Here is a 21,414-nt window from a genome sequence, read left to right as displayed (position 1 = left end):
CGGGATTTTACAATAAATTTCACAAACAAAAAAGCAGAGAATTAGAAAATATTCTCTGCAAATCATTATTTTAAAGTATATTCAACATGTTGATAGAAAACACCATTCTCTTCAATGTTTGAAAGAATCTTTTTATTGTATAAAGATTCATCAAATTCAGGAAAATACACTTCGGCATCGGCATCGGCATCAATTTGCGTTAACACAAGTCTTGATGCATATTTTAGCATTTCACTATAGATCATGCCACCGCCAATACAATAGATCTCCTCATCCACATCTTTATAACGCTTCATGAATTCTTCAACACTTTCACACATTTCTATATCTTCACCAAGATCTTTACATGTTCTTGAAATAACAACATGATGACGCTTAGGCAACTTACCAGGAAGACTCTCAAACGTTTTTCTTCCCATCACAATCGTGTGACCTGAAGTTTCTTGTCTAAAAAACTTTAAGTCTTGCGGCAAATGCCAAATCATATCATTATTCTTTCCAAGTTCACGATTTTTACCAATCGCTGCAATCAACGTTAATTTCATAAACCACCTATTGTGCTAAAGGAAAACTGATTTTCCCCATGTGCTCGTATCCATTCAACTTAACATCTTTTGTAGGATCAAAATCATAGAAATCTGTAACATCCGGATTCAACCATAATTCTGGTGCTGGCAAAGAACCTTTTGTTTCATAACGATTCAACTGCTCTTTGATTCCATCAACTTGGTTTACATAAATATGCGCATCCTTGATAGACCAATCGATCGTACCTGGTTTTAATCCTGTAACCTGAGCCACCATCATTAATAAAACTGCATATTGAGTAACATTAAAAGGCAATCCTAAAGGAACATCACAACTTCTTTGATGAACCCAAATATTCAACTTGCCATCTGTCACATCCCATTCTGAGCTCCATACACAACTTGGAAGTACAGCTGTGTCTAGTTCACTATCTTGCCATAAAGAAATAACACGTCTACGATCTTCTTTATCATTTTTTAATGAATTTAAAAGCTTATTCATTAAATCATATTTTTTTACAATATACCCATAAGCCGTTCCAATCGTATGGGCAAAACTTGGATCAAAATGTTTTAATACATTCCCTGTATTTTCATCAATCCAATCTCCATCCTCATTAATTTCCCATTTATCCCAAATATGAACATTTCTTTCTTGAAGCCACCTGACATCATTACTTTGTGCTTGATAAATCCATAGCATTTCTGTAACAGCCTGACGAATAAACAATTGTTTCGTTGTTAAAATTGGAAATTCTTTAGATACATCCAAATGGAAATGTGCACTCGGAATTTTAATCGTATCTATTCCAGTACGATTATGTACTTGAACTCCATTCTCTAAAATATCTTTACATAATCCGCAATAAACATCATCAAAGTATGACATCCATGTCCTCCTTTAAAATATTTTCTTCGATAAAACGAGCCACTGCACTTTCATCGTTTGTATACGCACTCACAAATGCACCACAATCTTTAACCTGCTTAGAGCCATTTTTCATGCAGACTCCCATACCAACCTTTTGAAGCATCTCCATATCATTTTGTTCATCTCCAAAGGCAACACAGTTTTCAAGTTTGACACCAAAGTGCTTTGCGACCTTTTCAATCCCATATCCCTTATTGATTCTAGGATCTACATATTCAAATAAGTTATCTGCTGTTAAAAAGCCAACACAAGCCTCATTCTTATATTGTTTGGCGCGCTCTAACACAATAGGCATATATTCTTTGTCACAATGAATAATCAGCTTGTTGCATGTATTATTCAATAAATATGGTTCAAGATCGATTTCAATCTCTGTTTCCCCAAAGATTCGAGCATGTTCTTGCGTTTCTATACTTGTACGATTTGTATATCGAGTTGCTCCTTCTAAAATCCAAAAATCTACATCTAGATCCTCAAAAAAATGAATGATATCTAAAACAACTTCTCCATCCAATAGATGATATTCTTCTTTTGTTCGTTGTCTTAAATCATATAAGACGCCACCATTCATTCCCATAATAAAGCTTACACTATCTTCAATTTTCCATTCTTTTAACATGGCACGTACTGTTTCAATAGGACGACCAGAAGCAATCCCAAACAAAATGCCGTATTGTTTCAATTTTGAAACTGCTTCTTTATTTAGAGATGTAACTTGCTTCTTTGAATTTAAGAAAGTTCCATCCAAATCTGTCGCAATCAAAGTTATTGGTTTCATATATTATCCTTCGTAAGTTAAGAATGCTGCATATCCTTTCTTTGCTTCATAAATATCCGCTTTACTAGCCAATTCAAATGGCGCATGCATATTATGTAATGCTACACCACAATCAATAACTTGCATTCCATAGTTTGCCAAAATATATGCGATTGTTCCACCGCCACCTTGGTCTACTTTTCCAAGTTCACTTGTTTGCCATGCCACATTGTGATCATCCATGATACGACGAATCAATGCGATATATTCAGCGTTCGCATCGTTACATCCACTCTTACCACGAGCACCTGTATATTTATTAAATACAATACCCTTTCCAAATTCTGCTTGATTTCTAGGACTGGATGCCGATGCATAAATTGGATCATGTGCAGCACTTACATCACTTGAAAGCATTGTTGAATTCATCATTGCACGTTTTACACTTAAAGCGGAATAATCACCCATACACTCCATAACTTCAGCAACAAAGTTTTCAAAGAACATAGAATGCATACCCGTTGCACCTTGAGAACCAACTTCTTCTTTATCCACTAATAAACAAACTGCTGTACGTTTTACATTTTCAGCTTCCAATTGAGCCACTAAACTAGTATAAGCACAAATACGATCATCATGACCATAACCTAATACCATACTTGAATCAAAGCCACAGCTTCTTGCACGTCCTGCAGGAACCACTTCTAATTCAGCTGAAACAAAATCTTCTTCTTCAAAACCATAAGTCGATTTTAAAATCTTAGCTACATTTGCCTTAACTGCATCTTTCTCTTCATTTTCCAATGGAATGGATCCAACTGTTACATTTAAATCTTCCCCAGCAATCACTTCATTTGCCTTTTTTTGTAATTGATCGGCACTTAAGTGAATCAATAAATCACTGATCACAAATACAGGATCACTTTCTTTATCTCCAATCGCAATATCAACAGTTGTTCCATCTTTTAAACAAACAACACCATGAATAGCCAAAGGCAAAGTAACCCATTGATATTTTTTAACTCCACCATAATAGTGAGTATCTAAATATGCTAGATTTCCATCTTCATATAATGGATTTTGTTTTAAATCTAAACGAGGACTATCAATATGAGCACCTAAAATATTCATTCCTTTTTCTAAAGGATTTGAACCAATGTGCATCAACGCAATCGATTTATTCATCATATTTACATACACTTTGTCTTGAGCCTTTAAAATTTCTTTATTTTCAATGACCTCTTTGATATCACGATACCCATATGACTTTGCTAATGCGATGGCATTTTTTACGCAAGCTCTTTCTGTTTTAGAATCTGACAAAAAATCAATGTATCCATCACTGAATTTCATAACATTTTCAAATTCTTCTTTTGAATATTTATTCCAAACTACTTCACTCATGCTTCTACCTCCAACATTTTAAATAAGCGTTTTGATAATTCTATTTTTGATTCCATTGTATTCATCCAAGTAATACTTCCTATTTCATCACTCCTATTTAACAAGCCTTTTTGTTCCAGTAAATCCTTAGTATGCAATGTTGTTCCTACACTACCTTCAATAATATGAATATTTGGACATAGTCTTTCTAAATATTTTGTGTAAAAAGGAAAATGAGTACATCCAAGTACAATACTATCTAGATTTTTATAGTCACAAGCGGCCAAATATTCTTTTAAAACAGATTCTACAAGGTTTGTATCATCCAATTTATCATCTTCGACCATTCTCACTAACTTTGGACAAGGTACTTTCACAATATGATGCTCATCTTTGAATCGATCCATCAAATTCGCAAACTTCTTTTCAGATAAAGTAAGTTCGGTTGCCCATACCGCAATTCTTTGATTATTCCCTCGATCACATGCCACTTTTAAAGCTGGCTCCATTCCAATGATATCTACATCATATTTTTCTCTTAGAAGCTTAACACAAGCACTTGTTGCCGTATTACACGCGATTACGATTGCCTTTACATCTTGTTTTATAAATTCATCGCAAATCGCAATACATCGCTTAGTGATTTCTTCTTTTGTCTTTGTTCCATAAGGATTGTACTTACTATCTCCTAAGTAAATTAAATTTTCATTAGGAAGTAAGCTATGCATCGTGTGTAAAACACTAATTCCACCTAATCCTGAATCAAAAACACCTATTGGATTTTTCGAATTCATACAAAACGCTCCTTTTTCATCTTTTCAATTATACAACGTATAAAGAAAACATCCAAGTCCTCAAACTTGGATGCATGTTTAGCTATATTGATTCTTCATTTCTTTTAAGATATTTAATAATTCCTTTTTACCAATGCCATTATGAATCAAACTACCCGGATGCACTCTGTCATTATGAAATAAATAGATCAGTGAGGCCTGAAGCTCTTTAAATGACATAGCTTCAAATTCTTTATTCACCAAGTAATCTTCATAATCTTTCATATCAACTAAATCTGTCGCATAAAAAGAAAGAACCATCTCCATCAATAAAGATTGAACGTTCTCATTATCTTCAAGTAAATCTGAATTTGCCCAACAAATATCTTCATCTGTTAATTCATTTAATTTTTCTATAAATGTCTGAATAAATGTTGCATCATCCATTTTTTCTTTCGCAAAATAATTTGAAATTTTCATATTCTCCTCCAAAAAAAAGAGGTTTAAGGTTTTCATCACTTCCTTAAACCGCTTTCCGTAATATTTATATCCTCATATAAATATTACATGAATTTTGTTTGTATTTAATATTATTATGTTCTTGTAAACAAACAAAATTCTGTATAGATAAAACCACCACATTCTATCTATACTCTCTAATCCACTTTTCCTTCGCAGAGTTTACCACGCTCTGCATGTCCCTTTGGCAGCTCATCACACTGCCAAGTAAATAATAGCACATATAAAAAGGGTAAGCAAGCTTACCCTTCTGTCAGTCTATGACCTATAAAGGAAGTAGTTGGTAGTGTTTCAGTCATAGAACTTACACCTATATTTTAGTCTTATTTTTCTTGTTGTAAAGCCTTCATAATTCTTTCATAATGCAAAAAAGATTGTTCTTGATTCATTGAAATCAATTCATCTAAAGTAACACACTTACAATTTATACTTTCGCATGTATTTAATTGCACATCACTTAAATCAAAATCAAACTTAAAATGATAAATATCCACAAAATAATTATCATGTCTATCATTATCCTCATTAAAATAAGAATAGACAACCCCACCATTTTTTACATCAAGACCTGTTTCTTCCTTGACTTCACGCTTGATCGCATCCAAACTTGATTCTTTACTTTTAGCGCCTCCACCAGGCATTTCCCAATTTCCAGCAGCCCATTTTTTATTAAAAGCTCTTTGCGTAACTAGAAACTCACCTTGAGAATTCTCCAAAATAGCCAAAACATACATCATAAATTCTCCAGGCTGAAATAAATAGGTAGTACGATCTACTTCTCGATTTAACAACTTACGATTTTGATCATACAAATCAATAAATTCACTCATCTACACAATCTCCATTTTCATCTCTATAAAAACAAGAATAATGTCCTGTATGACAAGCTGCTCCATCTTGTTCTACTTCTAATAATATCGTATCTTGATCACAATCAATGCGAATTTTTTTTACATGTTGATAATGGCCACTCGTTTCTCCTTTGATCCATAAACTTTGCCTTGACCGAGAATAATAAGTGGCAAGTTTTGTTTCAACAGTTTGTTTATAACTTTTCTCATTCATATATGCGAGCATAAGAACTTTTTTAGTATCCACATCCTGAACGATACAAGGAATCAAGCCATTTTGTTTCTTAAAATCCAACTGCATCATAACCTTACTGCGACTCCTTCTTCTTTTAAATACTTCTTTACATTTAAAACACTAGACTCTTCATAATGAAAAATACTTGCCGCAAGTGCAGCATCACTCACTTCTAATGCAGATTTAAAATCTTCTAATTTACCACATCCACCAGAAGCAATCACAGGTACATTTACAATTTTAGAAACAGCTCTATATAAATCTAAATCAAAGCCATCTTTTGTTCCATCCGCATCCATACTTGTCAACAAGATTTCTCCGGCTCCTAAAGATACCCCTTTTAAGATCCATTCCATACAATCAATTCCTGTATCTTTTCTTCCACCTTCTACATATACATTCCAACCTGTATTATCGGCTCTTTTTTTAGCATCCACCGCCAATACGATACATTGATTGCCAAATCGTTTACTTGCTTCTTCAATTAAAGAAGGATTTCGAATAGCTGCACTATTTAAACTCACCTTATCGGCTCCAGCCATCAACATAGCACGCACATCTTCAATTGTTGAAATACCTCCACCTACTGTAAAAGGAATAAATATTTCTTTTGCGACACGCCTAACAACATCGACCATTGTTTTTCTTTTTTCTATAGTTGCACTAATATCTAAAAACACCAATTCATCCGCACCGTCTTCATAATATTTTTTTGCCAGAGAAACTGGATCTCCAACTTCTTTTAGACCCAAAAAATGAATACCTTTCACCACCTGACCATCTTTCACATCTAAACAAGGTATGATTCTTTTTGTCAACATATGCTTAACGCCTCTTTCAAATCTAATGTTTTCTCATAGATGGCCTTCCCGGCAATAACTCCATATAACCCTAAATCTTTACATTTTTGAATGTGTGACAAATCACGTACACCACCAGATGCGATTAAGTTACACGATACATGATTTTTAAGCGCTTCTAACATCTCAAAATTTGGCCCTTGTAAAGTACCATCCTTTGAAATATCCGTGCATATCAATGTTTTGACACCAATCTTTTCCATTCTTTTCGCAAAATCCAAGTAGTATTCTTTACTTTTTTCTAGCCAGCCTGAAGTACAGACATAACCATCTTTACAATCTAAGCCCACCGCAATCTTTGATCCATATTTTTTAATTGCATCTTTTAATAAGCAATCATCTTGAATAGCAGAAGTTCCTAAAATCACTCTGGATACACCATTTTCAATATAAAAATCAATGGCTTCCATAGTACGGATTCCCCCACCAACTTCAACAGGTAATTGGCAAGTCTTTACAACTTCACAAATTAAATCCGCATTAATACGACTTCCTTCTTTTGCGCCATTTAAATCAACCACATGTAAATAATTAGCCTTTTCCTTTTCAAATTTTTTTGTGCAAGCCAATACATCTTCAGCCACACATTTTGACTGACCATAATCACCTTGATATAAACGAACGGGCTTTCCATCTAATATATCTATTGCGGGTAATACAATCATTTAGAACTCCTTTCCAAAATATTCCAATATTTTTAATCCATCTTTTCCACTTTTTTCAGGGTGAAACTGACATCCCATTATATTTTTGTGCATCACAAGACCTGGTATTTTCATATTTCCATACATGGAATATCCAATTAAATCTTGATTTTCCATATCTTTGGCATAATAAGAATGTACATAATACACATACGTGTTTTCTTTAAAGATGTTTTGTGCCTGACTACTTTCTAAAACATTCCAACCAATCTGAGGAATTTTAACGCTTGTATCTTCCATATGACAAACATGGCCTTTTATAAAGCCAAAGCCTAGGCAATATCCATTTTCTTCACTCGATTCAAACAAGGCTTGCATTCCTAAACAAATCCCTAATAAAGGAACATCTTTTTTCACTTGTTGAACAACAAAATCGTATAATCCCATGGAATGTAAGGTGTTCATGCAATCTTGAAAAGCTCCAACACCTGGTAAGATCAATTTATCACATTTAGATAAAACAGAAACATCTTTTGAAACAACACTATCTAAATTTAAATAATCACAAGCATTTTTTACACTGTGTAAATTGGACATACCATAATCTATAATTCCAATCATTCTAACACTCCTTTTGAGCTAGGAATCTTATCCGATTCTATTTTTACAGCTTGTTTTAAAGCACGACCAAACGCTTTAAATATAGCTTCTACTTTATGATGATCATTCTTTCCATAGAACACATTGATATGTAGTGTAATGCCTGATGCAACACTGAAGGCTCTAAAGAATTCTTCAACCATTTCACAAGACATCGTCCCAATATTTTCACGATTGAAATCACAATTGAAGACTAAATATGGACGTCCACTAATATCAAGTGTGACATTACATAATACTTCATCCATAGGCAAATTCATACTTCCATAACGGGCAATCCCTTTTTTATCACCCAATGCTTCTAAGAACAATTTCCCTAATAGTATACCGCAATCCTCAATGGTATGATGATCACATACTTCTAAGTCCCCATCTGCCTTAACAACTAGATCAAAATTAGAGTGGAACGCAAACAATGTCAACATATGATCAAAAAAGCCAATTCCTGTATCAATTTCACTATTTCCATTTCCATCTAAATTTATCTTTTCATAGATTTTTGTTTCCTTTGTATCTCTACTTTTTTCAGCTGTTCGCATACTCAAATCTCCTTAGAACATCTAATACCATTTCATTTTCTTCTTTTGTACCAATCGTTATACGAAAACTTGCATCTTCATAATTTCGAATCGTGATATTCTTTTCTTTAAACATCGCAAGCAACAAATCCTTTTTTTCACTTCTTCCAAATAAGAAATTCGCATTGGAAGGATACATTGTCAGTTGCTTAAATTCCTTTACTTCTTGATACATTCTTTCTCTTTCTGAAATAATTGTCGCAATAGTGTCCTTATACTCATCTGCATGTCTTAAGACAACACTTGCGATAGTTTGTGTCACACTACTTAAGGCATAAGGAATAAAGAGTGCACTTAACTTTTCAACTTGTGAAGAAATCATAAAGCCACAACGTATCCCTGCAAGACCATATGCTTTGGATAATGTTCGACATACAAATACATTTGGATACTCTTTCAATAAACAAACTGCACTTTCTTTACCAAACTCCATATAAGCCTCATCAAAGATAACAGGAATATCCTTAAACGCTTCACTAATTTTTTTCATTTCCCATAATGTGATGGAATGTCCTGTCGGATTATTTGGATTTGAAAATAAAACCATATCTACATTTTTATCTTTTCCATTTGAAATAAACGCATCCACATCAAATGAACCATCCAAATTTGTTTCATACTTTTCAATATTAGAATGATTCAACCCTACATAATAGTCATACATAGAGAAGTCTGGACTCAAAGTATAAAGTATTTTATTTTCCTGTAAATAATATTGAATTAAAAATCCTAACATTTGATCCGACCCATTTCCAGATAAGATCCAAGAAGACGGAACATTCATAACCTCTGCATATAAACGATGTAATTGGTGGCAAGTTGTATCTGGATACCGATTTAAGGATAGATTTGAAATCGCATCTATAATTTCTTGTTTAACTGTTTCATTCACATTTTGACTTGCTTCATTGGCATTCAACAAAATCCCTGACTGTACATGTGTTTTATATCCTTGCATTATTTTTCCCTCACTTTTGCGGCATTTGCGTGTGCCTGTAAACGCTCTTCACTAGCTATAGTCTCAATATATTTTGCGTAAGCTTCAATTGCTTGTTTTGAATAATATAAATAAGATGATTTTTTTATAAAGCTATCTACAGATAATGCACTAGAAAATCGTGCAGTGCCACTGGTAGGTAAAACATGGTTAGTTCCCCCAAAATAGTCACCAATACTTTCGCAAGTATAATAGCCTAAGAAAACACTACCTGCATTTTTAACTTCTTGTAGATATTCCATTGGATTTGAAATCATTAATTCTAAATGTTCTGGTGCAATCTCATTACTAATTGAAATACAATCTTCAAGCGAATCACAAACAATGGCCTTACCATAATTCTTTAAGGATTGTTCAACAATTTCTTTTTTAGGTAAAATTGCACTTTGTTTTGAAAGCTGTTGATTCACAGAATTTAAAAGATCTTCACTTGTTGTCAAAAGAATCGCACTTGCCATAGGATCATGTTCAGCTTGTGATAATAAATCTGCTGCCACATATTCTGGATTGGCATTTTCATCCGCTACAACTAAGATTTCGCTTGGACCTGCGATCATATCAATATCAACGGTTCCATATACTAATTTTTTAGCAGCTGCCACAAAAATGTTTCCTGGACCCACAATCTTATCTACACGATCAATCGTTTGTGTTCCATAAGCTAAGGCTGCAATGGCTTGGGCTCCACCAATCTTATAAATTTTATCCACACCTGCAAGTCTTGCAGCATATGCAATATTAGGATGAATCGTACCTTCTGAATCTGGTGGGGTTACCATCACTACATTTTTTACTCCGGCAATTTTTGCAGGCAGTGCATTCATTAAGACACTACTTGGGTATTGTGCTCGTCCTCCAGGCACATAAATACCTACAGCTTCTAAAGGAAGAACTCTTTGTCCTAAATAGATTCCCATTTCTTTTTGAAGTAAATATCCATTTTGTCTTTGAAGTTTATGGAAATCTTCAATATTTTGTTTGGCAAGCTTCATAGCTTCTACAAAATCTTTATCACACTTAGAAATCTGAATATCTAATTCTTCTTTCGTCACTTCCATTGTATCTAACAAAACATGATCAAACTCACGAGTGTATTTTAAACAGGCCTCATCTTTATTATTTTTTACATCTTGAATAATATTTGATACAGTCACCAATACGTCTGTACTTAAATCTTGTGTTCGCGACATCAAATATTCTTTTAATACATCCTTATCTTCTTTATAAATTCGTGTCAACATCTGCATTCACCTTCCTACTTAAATCTTCTATGACTTTCATAACTTCTGAATGTTTTAATTTAAAACTCGCCTTATTTACGATGACACGAGCACTGATATCACATACTGTATCTAAAACAACTAAGCCATTTTCCTTAAGTGTTGTACCCGTTTCCATAATATCAACAATTCCATCACATAAACCTAAAATAGGAGCTAATTCAACAGAACCATCAATTTTGATAATTTCCACATCCATACCTTTTGATAAAAAATATTGTTTCGCTACCGTTGGATATTTTGTTCCAATCTTAATGTGTCCTACTTTTGAAAACAACTGATTTTGAGGTAGGCTAGCCACAATAAATTTACATTTTCCAATTTTTAAATCTAACAATTCATAAGTATCATTCTCATTTTCTAGAATTGTGTCTTTACCTACAACTCCAATATCGGCAACTCCATGATTAACATAGGTAATACAATCATTGGATTTAACTAAAAAATATTGAATATCTTCAATGGAATCTTTAAAAACAAGTGCACGACCCTTATCTTTTAAAGCTTCAATTCCATATCCTAAACCCTCTAACATAGATACGGTTTGTTTTTCTAGACGTCCTTTTGTCAGTGCAATAGATAGACCCATCATTCTACCTCCTTTACATAAATTGTTTCATTTAAGGAAGGCTCTAATATTACACTTCCTTCTTTTCGTAACTTATTTGCTTGTTTCATAGCTTCAATTTGTTTGGATTCTGGATAATAAAGTATAAATTTCTTTTTAAGTTGTACATCCACATGATCAATCAGTGGATCTAGCTTTACACTAAAGCCACATGCCGGTAGGTCTCGACCAAATTTTTTAAGTAAACAATCATATCTTCCTCCACTTAAAATACTTGTTCCAACACCAGATACATAGCCTTCAAAAATGATTCCTGTATAGTAGTCAAGATGTGCCACTTTTCCTAAGTCGATTGTCACATTTTCTAAACATCCCAATTCATTTAAAGATTGAATGCATTCTTTCATGGAATCCAAGACCTCTTTTAAAGATTCATCAAAACAATATGCGTATGCTTCATCCAAGACATTTACATCTCCACAAAGAAATGGCAGGTGCATAAAGAAATCCACAATTTTTTCACTTAAATATAATGAATCTAAATATATTTTTAAATCGACCATACTCTTTTTATCAATCAAATCCGCTAAAGTATTAATTTCTTCTGTGCTTAAGCGAACGACTTTACATGCGGCTTGAAAAAATTGTACATTTCCAATTTCCAATGTGTAGTTTTTAAAATTCTTCATCACTTCTAAAGCACAACATAATACTTGAACATCACTTTTTGAATCCAACCCAATTAATTCAATGCCACAATCTGTAACTTCACTTCTTTTACCGGCAAACTTTTGTCGTACTTTAAATACATTTGAAGTATATCGATAGCGAAATGGAGGCTTCGAATCTTTAAATTTACTTGCACATACACGTGCAATAGGAACGGTCATATCAGTTCTTAATGTTAGAATTCTTCCATTCTCATCAAAAAATTTATACATATCCGTCGTTTGAATATTTTTAAATGCATTTTCATACGTCTCATAATATTCAATCGTTGGTGTAATGATTTCTTCATATCCAAAAGATTCGAAAATTTGTTCTAAAATATTTTGTAGATATTTTTTCTTTTCACATTCTTGTAAAATGGTATCTTTCATTCCTTGTGGTAATTGTATCTGCTGCATAATGACCTCCCTATAAACAAAAAAACTTCCGTCCTAAGGACGAAAGTTTAACTTACGTGGTTCCACCTTATTTCGCTATTCATAGCCTCAAACCTGATAACGCCAGGAATACGTTAAAAACTACTATTTTCATCTTTACAGCTCCAAGACGTGTTCAAATAGCCTTACTCTTTCTTTGCACCAACCAGAAAGTCTCTTAAAGCAGTACTATCTTACTATTTCTTTTCATTGCTTTGAAAATAATATATTCTTATTGAAAATAAATGTCAATAACAAATGTAAATATTTTACATTTTCTCCCATGAATAATAGGATCCCCCAAATACAAATAAATGTTCAAAAGGAAGAATTGAACGAATTCTTTCATTCAATCCATTGGGATTTTTTGCATCATGTTCAATGGTCTTCACAAGGCGATTTTTTCCGCAATTACTCTTATACATTTTTAATTGCCAACCATTTTCTTCGACTTCTTTTGATTCTAAATCCAACTTTGATATCGCATCTAATATTTCATTCGCCTCTATTTTTGATATACTAGCCTGTTGTGTTTTTAGTGGTTTTACACCTTCATTTGTCATGATATATCGAGTTAGATAGACTCTACCATTTGCGCTAATTGTTAAGTTTTGAGCAACTTCTTCAGATACACTTGCATAATGCCATTTACTTAATAGATTTCGATTTAATTTAATACATTGTAGTGTATCTGATTCTTTTAGTGAAAGATATCTAAGTAATAATTCTTTAAACATTCCTGATTCAATGAAACTTTTTAAAAAGTAAGGTACATACTTTTCTTTTTCAAACACATATGTAATATATGTACAAATTTGTGTTTCATCCAAGTCATGAATACTTTTCTTTAATACAGAATCAATATGTAACATATATTTTTCATCGTTTAAACCTTCTACTTTTAAACAATGATATACATTTAAAATAATAGGATCATATTCTTCTTTTACATGATATCCCACATGTAAAAGATCCACACACGCATGAATGCTTGCAATCATGACATCACCTACTTCGTATTCGAAATTGCCCAGTTCGCATCAATAATATAGTCTTGTTGAATATCGGATAAGAATACTTCTTCTACTTGTTTATATACACCTTCATGAAATGGCATAAAATGCATTTTATCACTTTCCTTTTCATCCAACACCATTACGTAATGAGGATTTTCTAATGTTTGAATATTCCAATAATATAAACCATTCACATTTTCAGCATCTTCATATTGTGAAAGTATTAAAAGCTTGTACAATTCCATAATGCGATCATCAAATCCACTATCTGAAATCAAAATTTTTTCAATCCAGTCTCGCTCATTATCAACTATACGCACTGTATAATCTGCATCTACATTGGCATTTTTTAAAGCGACTTCACTCGATTTTAAGTCTTTTTCTTCGGTATACTGAATTAAAAGCTTCTTTTCCATATCGTGATATAAAACAGGATATGGTATATGAAACTTAGAATGACAATGTTCGCATTCTATGTCAAAAAGCTTCCCACTCAGTATCTTTGTCTTCATATCTTTGTCCAATTGCACATTGATTGAAGTATAAATGTCTGTATTAAATTCCTTATTACATTCAGGACACACTAACTTAATTTTCTTTTCCATAATTTCTCCTATTTATTCGCTAAAACATTGGGAACAAGTTCCACAAAACAATCTTCATATTCTTTTTGAAGAGCAATTTTTAATTCTCGATTGGCTACTTCAAGTTCTGTAAAAGACATTGTGTCAACTCGTGTAGTAAAGTAAATAGATATCCACATTTTTCTTCCTGTTGTCGTGATATCATAGAAGACAGGGTCATAGGGATAATTATTTAATATAGATGAAGAAATATGTTTTATTTTTGTGACTTCTTCTTCATCTGGACTTAAAAGCATTAAGCTTCTAAAACTATCTCCAATCATTTGAATAGGTTCTTTCATCATACCTAATGCCAATACGATTGCCACAATTTGATCAAAATAGGGTGATATAAAAGCAAGTGGCGTATGTGTTAAAAACGAAGATAAGAAAAACGCTAGCGATACACCAACACTTGAGAATACATCAATTTTCCATCCATAAATTTCGACATCCACTGTAGGAGATGTCACCTTTTTATTAATTTGCATAAGTATGAATAAAATCAATGCGGAAAAACATGTTAAAATCGTTTCAAACATAGAAACCTGCATATGATCAATTTCATTTCCACCATTCAACATAATTTGAATATTATTCATAATCAAAACCATCATAACCGCTATAAACATAAATCCTTTTAATAAGATCACTATACTTTCAAGTTGTGCATATCCAAAGGGATGCTTTTCGGTTACTGGTTTATAAAATAAAGGAATAATATAAATTGTTAATCCAATAACAACAAGTTCAGTTGAATCATAAACGGTATCTGCTAGAACCGACTGGGATTTAGAATAGATGGCCATAATCAATTCTGCAAGTGCAAATACAACACCGGACCAAAAAGAAATACGCATTACAATTTGTTCCTGTTTTTCTTTCATTCTCTCACCTAATTTCCTAGATATTATACCACAAGAAAAGGAACGTCTTTAAAAAACGTCCCTATTGTTGATTACGGATATAATTCAGTGCTCCACCTGCCATAAGAATTTCGACATCTTCTTTACTAATAGGTGCATGCACTTTATATGTTTCTTTCTTTGTCACATTTTCAATCGTTAAATCAAATGAATTATAAAATGAATCAACATTTTCAATTTTCAATTCATCCATTTCATCAATTTTGTCATAATTGGATTTATCATCAAATACAAGTGGCAACAAACCAAAATTGACTAAGTTTGCTAGGTGAATACGGGCAAAAGATTTAGCTAAAACTGCTTTTATACCTAAATACATTGGCGCAAGTGCTGCATGTTCTCTACTTGATCCTTGACCATAGTTTTCGCCGGCTACAATAATACCTCCATTATTTTCTTTGCACACTTCATCAAAATGCGGCTTATTGTTTTCAAATACGAATGTAGATAGTTTTTCAATATTTGAGCGATAAGGTAAAACCTTCGCTCCAGCTGGTGCAATATGGTCTGTCGTAATATTATCTGGTAATTTGATAACAACTTTTTTATCAATTGTTTGATCCATTGGTGTATTTACAGGCAGTGTTTTAATGTTGGGGCCTCGAACAATTTCAACATTTTCTGGATTCTTGCTTGGGGCATAAATCAATGAATCATCAATATAGCTTTGTTCTTTTTCAAATTCATCTGCATAATCTAATGTCGTTGGATCCGTAATAACTCCTGTAATTGCACTTGCTGCAGCCACTTCTGGTGATACTAAATAAATACCAGCACTTAGTGTTCCACTTCGACCATAAAAATTACGGTTAAAGGTACGCAAACTTACGGCATCACTTTTGGGACTTTGTCCCATGCCAATACAAGGCCCACAAGTACATTCTAGAATTCTTGCTCCACAAGATACAAAGGTTGAAAGTGTTCCATTTTCAATTAATTTCATAAGTACTTGTCTAGATCCTGGTGAAACAACTAGACTTACATTATGCGCAATCTTTTTACCTTTTAAAATAGCGGCTGCCTTCATTAAATCTTCATAGCCTGAATTTGTACAAGAACCAATCGCTACTTGATCTACTTTCATGCCAGAAAGTTCAGATACATTTTTAACGGCATCTGGTGAATTTGGACATGCGGCTAATGGTACTAATTTGCTTAAATCAATTTCAACAGTTTCATCATAGTGACAACCTTCATCTGCACTTAAAGGAATATAATCTTCTTCTCTTTGTTGACGTTTTAAGAATTCACGGGTAACCTCATCACTTGGGAAAATAGATGTAGTAGCTCCAAGTTCAGCTCCCATATTTGTGATGGTTGCTCTTTGGTAAACACTCAAATTTTTGACACCTTCTCCAGTGTATTCAAAAACTTTACCAACGCCTCCTTTTACACTCAATAATTCTAATAGCTTTAAAATAATGTCTTTACTAGAAACCCCATGCGCTAGAGTACCTGTTAATTTTACTTCAACAACTTTAGGACATGTTAATCGATAGCCAATTCCAGCCATTGCCTTGGCAACATCCAATCCTCCTGCACCAATCGCAATACATCCTATTGCCGATGATGTCGGTGTATGTGAGTCGGATCCAATCAATGTTTTTTGTGGTTTGGCAAAACGTTCCAAATGAACTTGGTGACAAATTCCATTTCCTGCTTTTGAAAAATAAATACCATATTTACTAGCTACACTTTGAAGATATGCGTGATCGTCCGCGTTCATAAATCCATTTTGTAGTGTATTATGATCGACATAGCTAACAGATAATTCTGTTTTTACTTTTTTCACTCCCATAGCTTCAAACTGCATATAGGCCATAGTCCCTGTCGCATCTTGTGTTAAAGTCTGATCCATTCTGATTTCGATAGGTTGGCCTGCTTCTAATTTTCCTTTTAATAAATGTTTTTCTAGAATCTTGTACGTCAAATTTTGCATAGACAATATCCTCCTAAAGCGAATTATAACAAAAAATGTAACAAAATGAAAGTTTATGTTATAATATGAAACATATGAAAGGAGGTTTCATAAAGTGCACACACTTAAAGAAATCTATCAAGATAATGAAGAACGCAATTTTATTGATCCTTCCCTATACTCTAGATATCGCGTAAAAGCTGGGCTTAGAAACGACAATGGTACGGGAGTTAAAGTAGGATTAACTAAAATTTGTGATGTTATTGGGTATAAAATTATTCATGAAAAAAAATATAACATTGATGGTCAATTGATTTATAGGGGCTATCCAATCAATTATTTAGTAAACAAACAACCTTCAGACAAAATCTGTGGATTTGAAGAAACAGCTTATCTTTTAATTTTTGGAACCTTGCCAAATGCTGATCAATTAAAAGCTTTTAAAGATTACTTACTCAATTTTAAAATGGGGCCTGTTGACTTACAGTATGAAACACCAAACATATTAAATGCACTTCAAATCGAAGTATTAAAATTATATGCGAAAGATCCAAGTGCAGATACAGATGATCTTGAAGAAAGAATGATGAAAGGATTAAAAATTCTTGCGAGTATTCCACTTTTCACTTTTTCATATGCACGTAACAAAGTATTTAAATCATATCCTTATCCAGACAGGAGCTTAGCTGAAAACATTCTATGCATGGCTAGAGGGAATGATCAATATACATTTGAAGAGGCTAAAATCATGGATACTTTATTAATGGTCCACGCCGATCATGGTGGTGGAAACAATTCTACTTTTGCCAATGCCGTAATATCCAGTACAGGAACGGATATCTACTCTTGTATTTCGGCTGCCATTGGTTCATTAAAAGGGCCTAAACATGGTGGAGCAAATTGTAAGGTAACTAACATGTTTAAAGCCATATTTCATGAGGTTGGATTTACAACCGATCAAACTACGCTTAAAAAAATTGCGAATCGTATATTAGATAAAGACTTTTTTGATCACAGTGGACTTATTTATGGTATTGGTCATGCGATCTATACTAAAAGTGATCCACGTGCACTATTAATTCACGGGCAATGTGAAGCTTTAGCTAAATCAAAAGGACAGGAAGAGATTTACAATTGTATTCATGCTTTTGAAAAGGTTGCCATCGAAGTAATGAAAGAAAGAAAAGGCATCGACGTATGCGCAAATGTTGATTATTACTCAGGCTATGTGTATTCATTACTAGGTATTGAATCCGATCTATTTACACCATTATTCGCGATTAGTCGAACAGCTGGCTGGGTAAGTCATCATTTAGAAAATCGTCAATCCAATCGTAAATTAATTCGACCTGCCAATGTATATGTAGGAGAAATGGAGGAAATCAAATGACAACAATAACAGTTTTTAAAGGAGATGGAATCGGACCAGAAATCACGGATGCCGTCATTAAAGTTTTAAATGCTGCAAACGCAAAGCTTGAATATGAAGTGTTTAATGTAGGTGCAAAAGTATATGAGGAAACTGGGGAATATATTCCTGAAAAAGCTTTTGAATCTTATGAAAAGAACAAAATTTTATTAAAATCACCTATCACAACGCCGGTTGGTAAAGGATTTCGTTCTTTAAATGTTACATTGCGAAACAAATATGATTTATGGGCAAATATTCGTCCTGCTAAATCCAATCCTTGTATTCCTACAAAATTTGACAATGTAGATATCGTAACTTTTAGAGAAAACACAGAAGATCTATATGTTGGTAAAGAAGAGCAGATTGATGAAAATACAGTTTATGCCTATAAGATCATCACAAAAAAAGCAAGTACAAGAATTATTAGAGCTGCTTTTGAATATTGTATTAAGAATAATCGTAAAAAATTAACTTGTGTGCATAAGGCTAATATTTTAAAAATGAGCGACGGCTTATTTCTTCATATTTTTGAAGATATTGCCAAAGAATATCCTCAAATTGAATCCAATTCCTTAATTGTGGATAACACTTGCATGCAGCTTGTGATGCATCCCGAACAATTTGATGTTATGGTTATGCCAAATCTTTATGGAGATATTGTTTCTGATTTAACCAGTGGTTTAATTGGCGGATTAGGTTTACTTCCAAGTTGCAATAAAGGTGATGATTATGCCATGTATGAAGCTGTGCATGGTAGTGCTCCAGATATTGCAGGAAAACATATTGCGAATCCGAGCGCTTTATTATTATCGGCTTGTATGATGTTAGAGGATCTTCATCAGGAAAGTGTGGCCACAAAAATTCGAAATGCATTAAACAAAACATTTGAAGAAAGAAAGGTATTAACTTTTGATCTTGGCGGAAGTGCTTCTACAGATGCATTCACGGATGAAATTATTAAAAATTTATAATATAAAAGACGAAGTATTTACTCTTCGTCTTCATCTTCGTCAACCATTAGAGATTGACGATTTTTTAATGTTAAAATATATGTTCCATCTTTTGGATATGCACTTTTGTCTTTTTGATCACTCAAGATTTCCAATTCACATGGGTATCCTTCATTTTCAAGAATTTGTAAAAGATTCTCCTTACCAATTTTTTTAGTAATAGCACGTCCACACGCACAGTTACCATATTGATCAAGGCATTGTTTAATCCACACAGGAATTTTTGAAGCTGCCATTGTATCCTCCTTGATTAAAAGTATTCGCAAAATATATCATATGCAAAACACCTTTAAAAATCAAGCAGAATTCACATTAACCTTCTAAAACTGCAATAATATTTGGATAATATGTAAAACGATCATCTACAAATTGTAAAGCTTGGTTTGCGATTTGTTTCGCCTTGTCTTTATCCACACCTTCATAAATAGAAGCATAACGATAATAGATATAATCTTTGATTTGGTTTTCTCTTAAGATATAACCATAATCTGCATCACCTAATCCATAATCTCCATGTAAGATATATAGATCAGCTACATCCATCATAATACGATTTCTATATGTATCGTGTAGATCTTCTAATTGTGATAATACGGCATAAATAAAGTGTTCATAATAATCTACATCTTCATATTTCCATGTTTTCAAAACACTATACGCAAGATCCATGAATTCTTCAACGAATTTTTCAACATCGATTCCAATTTCTTCATCTAATTTTTTTGAATCATAAATATCTTTGTGTTGTGCAATCATCAATACTTTACGCATTGTATCAAATTGAGCCTTGTATTCTTCTCCATCCGCAACAACATCTGTAAATTTATAATTCAACGCATGATCAACATCAGCTTGTAGATCTTCAGCTTTTTCAGGTTTAATATCTGCTGTTTCATATACTTTAGATACTAAAACTTCTACTAAACCTTCATCGTATCCATCTTCTTCAAAATTAAATTTACCTGTTAATTGATACTTATTCACTAAATCTTTTGAAACTGATTTTACATCTGGATTTAAAATCAATTGTTGAATAATAGAATCACGAGTTACATTCATTGACATAGCTTTTGCCAAATCAAGACATGTATCTAATGATAACTTCGCATATTGTTCTTCTTTCGTCATTTTCTTAGTCGTTACCTTTTTAGTAGTTGTTTTTTTAGTTGTAGTTTTCTTTGTTGTTTTTTTAGCTGTAGCTTTCTTTGTTTCTGCAGGTTTTACTTCTTCTTTTTTAGCTTTAACTGCTGACTTTGTAGCTTTTTTTGCAGTAGCTTTCTTTGTTTCTGCAGATTTTACTTCTTCTTTTTTAGCTTCAACTGCTGGCTTTACAGCTTTCTTTGTTGTAGTTTTTTTTGCAGGAGCTTTCTTTGTTTCTGCAGATTTTACTTCTTCTTTTTTAACTTCAACTGCTGGCTTTACAGCTTTCTTTGTTGTAGCTTTTTTTGCAGGAGCTTTCTTTGTTTCTGCAGGTTTTACTTCTTCTTTTTTAACTTCAACTGCTGGCTTTGCAGCTTTTTTTGTTGTAGCTTTTTTTGCAGGAGCTTTCTTTGTTTCTGCAGGTTTTACTTCTTCTTTTTTAACTTCAACAGCTGGTTTTGTAGCTTTCTTTACTTCTGCAGTTTTTACTTCTTCTTTTTTAGCTTCAACAGCTGGTTTTGTTTCTTCTTTTACTACTTTTTTATTTGTAACTTTTTTTGTCGTTTTTATTGGCATATGAAACCTCCCTTAAACGTGCTTTCTATAACGTTATTATAGCACTGAATACAAATATTCCCAAATTTGTATAGACAAAAAGGTAT

Annotated in this window: 24 protein-coding genes and 1 other annotated feature; of the genes, 2 read left to right on the top strand and 22 right to left on the bottom strand. The window is 33.0% G+C overall.

What is annotated here, in order from left to right; genetic code table 11:
* Positions 1-65 precede the first annotated feature (65 nt).
* From EUBIFOR_RS00345 to EUBIFOR_RS00250, 20 genes are all read right to left on the bottom strand, one after another.
* A complete protein-coding gene (locus EUBIFOR_RS00345) occupies positions 66-545 on the bottom strand; it encodes a dihydrofolate reductase (protein WP_003863886.1) in 480 nt (159 codons plus the stop codon).
* 7 nt (positions 546-552) lie between these two features.
* Positions 553-1,416 carry a thymidylate synthase gene (gene thyA, locus EUBIFOR_RS00340; protein WP_003863885.1) on the bottom strand — a complete coding sequence of 288 codons (864 nt, stop codon included), beginning with the start codon at positions 1,414-1,416 and terminating at the stop codon, positions 553-555.
* Positions 1,403-2,236 carry a Cof-type HAD-IIB family hydrolase gene (locus EUBIFOR_RS00335; protein ID WP_003863884.1) on the bottom strand — a complete coding sequence of 278 codons (834 nt, stop codon included), beginning with the start codon at positions 2,234-2,236 and terminating at the stop codon, positions 1,403-1,405. The genes thyA and EUBIFOR_RS00335 overlap by 14 nt, the downstream gene beginning before the upstream one ends.
* A 3-nt stretch (positions 2,237-2,239) precedes the next feature.
* Positions 2,240-3,619 carry an aminopeptidase gene (locus EUBIFOR_RS00330; protein WP_003863883.1) on the bottom strand — a complete coding sequence of 460 codons (1,380 nt, stop codon included), beginning with the start codon at positions 3,617-3,619 and terminating at the stop codon, positions 2,240-2,242.
* Entirely contained in the window at positions 3,616-4,392 is a 777-nt protein-coding gene (murI, locus tag EUBIFOR_RS00325) for a glutamate racemase (RefSeq protein ID WP_003863882.1), read from the bottom strand. Before murI ends, EUBIFOR_RS00330 begins: the two co-directional genes overlap by 4 nt.
* A gap of 78 nt (positions 4,393-4,470) precedes the next feature.
* Positions 4,471-4,851 carry a hypothetical protein gene (locus EUBIFOR_RS00320; RefSeq protein ID WP_040465968.1) on the bottom strand — a complete coding sequence of 127 codons (381 nt, stop codon included), beginning with the start codon at positions 4,849-4,851 and terminating at the stop codon, positions 4,471-4,473.
* Between the two features lie 362 nt (positions 4,852-5,213).
* Complete coding sequence (locus EUBIFOR_RS00315) at positions 5,214-5,720, bottom strand: NUDIX hydrolase (RefSeq protein WP_003863880.1); 507 nt, start codon at positions 5,718-5,720, stop codon at positions 5,214-5,216.
* Positions 5,713-6,045 carry a phosphoribosyl-AMP cyclohydrolase gene (gene hisI, locus EUBIFOR_RS00310; RefSeq protein ID WP_003863879.1) on the bottom strand — a complete coding sequence of 111 codons (333 nt, stop codon included), beginning with the start codon at positions 6,043-6,045 and terminating at the stop codon, positions 5,713-5,715. The genes EUBIFOR_RS00315 and hisI overlap by 8 nt, the downstream gene beginning before the upstream one ends.
* Positions 6,042-6,797, bottom strand: a complete 756-nt coding sequence (gene hisF / locus EUBIFOR_RS00305; RefSeq protein WP_003863878.1) for an imidazole glycerol phosphate synthase subunit HisF — start codon at positions 6,795-6,797, stop codon at positions 6,042-6,044. Before hisF ends, hisI begins: the two co-directional genes overlap by 4 nt.
* Positions 6,791-7,501 carry a 1-(5-phosphoribosyl)-5-[(5-phosphoribosylamino)methylideneamino]imidazole-4-carboxamide isomerase gene (hisA, locus tag EUBIFOR_RS00300; protein WP_003863877.1) on the bottom strand — a complete coding sequence of 237 codons (711 nt, stop codon included), beginning with the start codon at positions 7,499-7,501 and terminating at the stop codon, positions 6,791-6,793. Before hisA ends, hisF begins: the two co-directional genes overlap by 7 nt.
* Complete coding sequence (gene hisH, locus EUBIFOR_RS00295; RefSeq protein WP_003863876.1) at positions 7,502-8,101, bottom strand: imidazole glycerol phosphate synthase subunit HisH; 600 nt, start codon at positions 8,099-8,101, stop codon at positions 7,502-7,504.
* Positions 8,098-8,679 (bottom strand): imidazoleglycerol-phosphate dehydratase HisB, encoded by a 582-nt coding sequence (gene hisB, locus EUBIFOR_RS00290; protein ID WP_003863875.1) that lies wholly within the window; start codon positions 8,677-8,679, stop codon positions 8,098-8,100. Before hisB ends, hisH begins: the two co-directional genes overlap by 4 nt.
* On the bottom strand, positions 8,666-9,676 hold the full coding sequence (locus EUBIFOR_RS00285) for a pyridoxal phosphate-dependent aminotransferase (RefSeq protein WP_003863874.1): 1,011 nt from the start codon (positions 9,674-9,676) through the stop codon (positions 8,666-8,668). Before EUBIFOR_RS00285 ends, hisB begins: the two co-directional genes overlap by 14 nt.
* Positions 9,676-10,956, bottom strand: coding sequence for a histidinol dehydrogenase (gene hisD, locus EUBIFOR_RS00280; protein ID WP_003863873.1), 1,281 nt, complete (start codon positions 10,954-10,956; stop codon positions 9,676-9,678). Before hisD ends, EUBIFOR_RS00285 begins: the two co-directional genes overlap by 1 nt.
* Positions 10,937-11,584: an ATP phosphoribosyltransferase gene (gene hisG / locus EUBIFOR_RS00275; protein WP_040465966.1), complete on the bottom strand. Its 648-nt coding sequence runs from the start codon at positions 11,582-11,584 to the stop codon at positions 10,937-10,939. Before hisG ends, hisD begins: the two co-directional genes overlap by 20 nt.
* A complete protein-coding gene (gene hisZ, locus EUBIFOR_RS00270) occupies positions 11,584-12,690 on the bottom strand; it encodes an ATP phosphoribosyltransferase regulatory subunit (protein WP_003863871.1) in 1,107 nt (368 codons plus the stop codon). The genes hisG and hisZ overlap by 1 nt, the downstream gene beginning before the upstream one ends.
* Before the next feature lie 32 nt (positions 12,691-12,722).
* Positions 12,723-12,928 (bottom strand) — a binding site (T-box leader).
* A gap of 49 nt (positions 12,929-12,977) precedes the next feature.
* On the bottom strand, positions 12,978-13,709 hold the full coding sequence (locus EUBIFOR_RS00265; RefSeq protein ID WP_003863870.1) for a hypothetical protein: 732 nt from the start codon (positions 13,707-13,709) through the stop codon (positions 12,978-12,980).
* Positions 13,710-13,717: 8 nt separating this feature from the next.
* Positions 13,718-14,329, bottom strand: a complete 612-nt coding sequence (locus tag EUBIFOR_RS00260) for a CpXC domain-containing protein (protein WP_003863869.1) — start codon at positions 14,327-14,329, stop codon at positions 13,718-13,720.
* 8 nt (positions 14,330-14,337) lie between these two features.
* Entirely contained in the window at positions 14,338-15,234 is an 897-nt protein-coding gene (locus EUBIFOR_RS00255; RefSeq protein ID WP_003863868.1) for a cation efflux transmembrane domain-containing protein, read from the bottom strand.
* Between the two features lie 61 nt (positions 15,235-15,295).
* Positions 15,296-17,212 (bottom strand): aconitate hydratase, encoded by a 1,917-nt coding sequence (locus EUBIFOR_RS00250; protein ID WP_003863867.1) that lies wholly within the window; start codon positions 17,210-17,212, stop codon positions 15,296-15,298.
* A gap of 94 nt (positions 17,213-17,306) precedes the next feature.
* On the opposite strand from EUBIFOR_RS00250, the gene EUBIFOR_RS00245 reads away from it, so the two are divergent.
* Entirely contained in the window at positions 17,307-18,581 is a 1,275-nt protein-coding gene (locus tag EUBIFOR_RS00245) for a citrate synthase (RefSeq protein ID WP_003863866.1), read from the top strand.
* Positions 18,578-19,573, top strand: a complete 996-nt coding sequence (locus EUBIFOR_RS00240; RefSeq protein WP_003863865.1) for an isocitrate/isopropylmalate dehydrogenase family protein — start codon at positions 18,578-18,580, stop codon at positions 19,571-19,573. Before EUBIFOR_RS00245 ends, EUBIFOR_RS00240 begins: the two co-directional genes overlap by 4 nt.
* A 17-nt stretch (positions 19,574-19,590) precedes the next feature.
* Here the strand turns inward: EUBIFOR_RS00240 and EUBIFOR_RS00235 are convergent, their stop codons facing one another.
* Positions 19,591-19,848 carry a hypothetical protein gene (locus EUBIFOR_RS00235; protein ID WP_003863864.1) on the bottom strand — a complete coding sequence of 86 codons (258 nt, stop codon included), beginning with the start codon at positions 19,846-19,848 and terminating at the stop codon, positions 19,591-19,593.
* Positions 19,849-19,924: 76 nt separating this feature from the next.
* On the bottom strand, positions 19,925-21,328 hold the full coding sequence (locus EUBIFOR_RS12580) for a hypothetical protein (RefSeq protein WP_003863863.1): 1,404 nt from the start codon (positions 21,326-21,328) through the stop codon (positions 19,925-19,927).
* Positions 21,329-21,414 lie beyond the last annotated feature (86 nt).

Origin of the sequence: Holdemanella biformis DSM 3989 (genome assembly GCF_000156655.1) — a bacterium.
Classification (GTDB): domain Bacteria; phylum Bacillota_I; class Bacilli_A; order Erysipelotrichales; family Erysipelotrichaceae; genus Holdemanella; species Holdemanella biformis.
Note: the sequence above shows the minus strand (reverse complement) of the source record. Positions and strands in the feature narration are given on the sequence as shown.